This window comes from Thomasclavelia sp. (assembly GCF_017889095.1).
Lineage (GTDB): Bacteria > Bacillota_I > Bacilli_A > Erysipelotrichales > Coprobacillaceae > Thomasclavelia.
In genome coordinates this window covers 1-2,557 of the sequence record NZ_JAGHEW010000312.1, presented here as the reverse complement: position 1 = coordinate 2,557, position 2,557 = coordinate 1, and the positions used below count along the sequence as shown (strand labels likewise).

The 2,557-nt window shown below is 25.7% G+C and carries 2 protein-coding genes; both read right to left on the bottom strand.

Annotated elements, in window-relative coordinates:
- A partial coding sequence (locus tag J7M77_RS13695; RefSeq protein WP_296879537.1) for a M3 family metallopeptidase occupies positions 1–1,022 on the bottom strand: 1,022 nt, incomplete at its 3' end.
- Between the two features lie 325 nt (positions 1,023–1,347).
- The gene (locus J7M77_RS13690) at positions 1,348–2,529 is read right to left on the bottom strand and encodes a helix-turn-helix domain-containing protein (protein ID WP_296879535.1); all 1,182 of its coding nucleotides are present in this window, start codon (positions 2,527–2,529) and stop codon (positions 1,348–1,350) included.
- Positions 2,530–2,557: the final 28 nt, after the last annotated feature.

Genomic DNA, 2,557 nt, shown 5'->3' with positions numbered 1-2,557 from the left:
CAACAAAAAGCACCACCAACTTTACCGCTATGAGGATAAACATCAATCCAGTTTTCATTTACTGCTTTTAAAGCAAAATTGGCTAAATGATTAGAAAAAGTGTTAAATTGTTCAACTACAAATTTAGCTCCCTGATGATATGGATAATAACTATCATCCTCACTAACTGGTGCATATAATTCATACCATGGTAAACCATTTGAATACCCTAGATATTTGGCCTTTGTTTGTAAATAATCTTGAAAAACATATAAATTATCTTGCATTACTGCTAATAATACCTCAAGGGTTTCTTTAGACATTCGTGAATTAATCAAAGTTCTTTGTAATTCGCTATTATAACCGTGCAATTTACTAGTATATAAAACTTCACCTTTAATAGCATTTAAACAGGCGGCAATGGTCTGTTCATACGGCTGATAACATTCAAGTTCAGCTAAATAAGCTTTTTTACGAACATTTTTATCTTTGTCATAAGCCATGTTTAAAACTTCGGTTAAAGGATGAATTTTATTATCAATTTTAACCGTTATACTAGAAATAACTTGATCTTTTAATTTTTCAAAAGCACTACTACCAGTATTTTGCATGTGAGCAATAATACTTTCGTTAGTTTTATCTAAAGTATGTTTTTGTTTATTTTGAATTTCTTTTAAGAAAAAATGATGTTCTTTAATAATTGGTGATGATAATTTATCAAGATCAAAAGAACTGATCCATTGTTGATTCAAGATATCATCTTCAACAAAACTTGCTAGAATATTTTCTAACTGATCGCTATATTTTAAAGCCATTTCATTAGTAGTATCTACTGATAAAGATAAACTAATAAAACATGATAGTTTTTCAATCAACTGATTTAATTTGATTAAATCATTCAAATAACTTTCTAATGATTTTTCATCCTTATTATGACGATAACTATTCATTTGTTTTTGTAAAACAACAATCTGATTAAGATCATCATTAAATTGATGATCATCAAATGATCGATATAATTTTGACAAATCCCATTCATTCATATTTTTCACCTCAAATCTTATTATACCAAAATATGTTTGCCTATTTACAATGATAAGCATTATTTTCTATAAGTATAATGATATAGATAACTGTTTAATTGAATATTTATAAATTGTAAATAAAAAAGGTATGGTTCTGCATCAATTTGCACACCCAACCTCCAGCACTCAGGGAGCCATACCTATAAAGAGTATACTCTTTTCTTACTTGAAATATACTATTTAATCATTAAGCTGTCGATAATTATTGTTTGAATCTTATTTTAAAAAATAAAGGATAGAATATTGTGTTTTGCATAGATCTATAACATTATGATAATAAGCATTAATTATTATCTATGAGTAAAAAACTGATTAATAATAAAATACATAATTGTTTATCATGAAAATCAATGTTTGTAAATTGTTTAATTCGATCTAAACGATAAATTAAAGTATTACGATGAATCGAAAGCTGTTTGATCGTTTTATGAGAATCACCAAAGTTACAAAGATATGTTTTTAAAGTTTGATAATAATCAGTGTTATTTGCATTATCAATTTGCTTAAGCTGATTAATGATCGGGTGAATATAAATGGAAAAAGATTGATTTGTAAAAAATGATCTTAAAGCAATATCTTCAAAAAAGGTAAATTGCTGCTGTGTTAAATCATAGGCAATCAATGCTTGTTGTTTATAAATATTAATGTCTAATAAGTTATCAAAAAGATAACTTATGCCAAATTTTAATTTGTAGATATTTACGGTTGATAATAAATCAGTGATTTTTTTAATGATCTCATTTTTATTAACGTTTTCTAAATTAGTAAATAAGATATATAAACAGTTATCTTGAAGATAAGAGTACGTATTTAATAATGTAATTATATGCTGATGTAATTGATTTAGATAAACAATTTCATTGCTTTTATAAGCAATTTTAGTTGCAATGATACAATAATTTGAATAAAAAACATTAGAGTTTTTAGGAAGCAATTTTTCTAAATCATGCTTATTAATATTTTCATTAGAAAATAGGTAATTCATAATTGCAAAGTATTCATAGCGATCGTAATTAAAACCAGTTTTATTATGACACATAATTGATGAAATTGTTTTAGCTAACAGGTTAATAAAAGTAAATGTATTTGATGAAGGTTTTCCATCATCAAATAAAATACATAAGTAACCAATAATATAATCACCATCAATGATAGAAGCAATAATTCGTGGGATGGTTTTACCAACACCATAATCTACATAGATAACATTATTATGTTGATCTAAATCTTTTTGATAATTGCCCAATTGAATAAATGGCAGCATTTCAACTGTTACTTTATGGTGTTTTTGCATGTGATCAAAGAGCATATCACCAATTTGTTTATTTGGATATTGTGCTAATACTACATAGTTACAATCACATAAGACTAGTGGACGATCAAGAAATTCATATAAATGCTTCATAAAATGATGTAAATTATGATCAATTAAACCATTAAATAAAAATTTAGACATTTCTTCCATAAAATCACCTCAATTACATTATAAATCT